A 1,015-nucleotide genomic window follows, 5' to 3' on the forward strand; every position below is an offset into this window, starting at 1 on the left:
AGAGCATTTTCTTCTCAATCGCAGTCATATCCGGCGGCGGCGAAGAAGTTGACGCACTCCGCCGACGTGATTGCGTCGATGCCCTGTCGAATGGCCTCCCAGAGAGCGTCTTTCGTGCGCGTCGCGGCCTTCTTCAGGAATGCCTTGAGTTTGGAGAACGCCATCTCGATCGGATTGAAGTCGGGGCTGTAGGGCGGCAGGAAGCGCAGTTCGGCGCCGGCGCGCTCGATAGCCTCGCGCACCGCCGCCAGCTTGTGGGCGGGCAGATTGTCCATCACCACGACGTCGCCCGGCCGCAGCGTCTGCGCCAGCACCTGTTCGACGTACGCCACGAAGGCCGGGCCGTTCATCGCCCCGTCCAGCACCATGGGCGCCGTCATGCCGCCCAGCCGGAGGCCCCCGACGAAGGTGGTGGTCTTCCAGTGCCCGTGCGGCACCGGGGCACGGCAGCGCTCACCGCGCAAGGCGCGCCCCCACCGCCGCGCCATCTTGGTGGAGGCGCCGGTTTCGTCGATGAACACCAGGCGCTCAGGATCGAGGTCCGGTTGGAGATCGAACCACGCGCGCCGGCGGCGCAGCACGTCCGGGCGCTGCTGCTCGGCGGCGTGCGCGGTTTTTTTTGACGGTCAGACCGTGCCGGTCCAGCAGACGCCAGACCGTACTCACCGCGACCCGCAGCCCGTGCCGGCTCTCCAGATGAGCCGCGATCTCGGCCAGGGTGATGTCGGGGGTGGCCTCGATCAGCGCCAGGATCTCCGGGGCATGGGCCTCCATGCGATGCGAGTGCCGGTCGCCGCCCATCGGCTTGGGCTGCACGTGGCCGGCCCGCCGCCACAGAGCGACCCACTTGATCGCCGTCGAGGGCGCCACGCCGAACCGTTTCGCCGCCGAGCGGCAGGATTGCCCGCCGTCCACCGCCGCGATCAACCGCTCACGCAAATCCAGGGAAAGAGGTGCTGTCATGCGGGCTGGCCTCCTTCACCAGCCCACATCTTGAATCAGATTTCAGCCTCGG

At 68.1% G+C, this 1,015-nt stretch carries 1 protein-coding gene; it reads right to left on the bottom strand.

What is annotated here, in order from left to right; all coding sequences use genetic code 11:
- Positions 1–14: 14 nt before the first annotated feature.
- A protein-coding gene (locus tag AC6H2I_RS30410; RefSeq protein ID WP_497504532.1) for an IS630 family transposase occupies positions 15–963 on the bottom strand; the annotation gives its coding sequence in 2 pieces (ribosomal slippage) (positions 15–624 and positions 623–963; 951 coding nt in all).
- Positions 964–1,015: the final 52 nt, after the last annotated feature.

The sequence above is a fragment of the Azospirillum sp. NS33 genome (assembly GCF_059703765.1).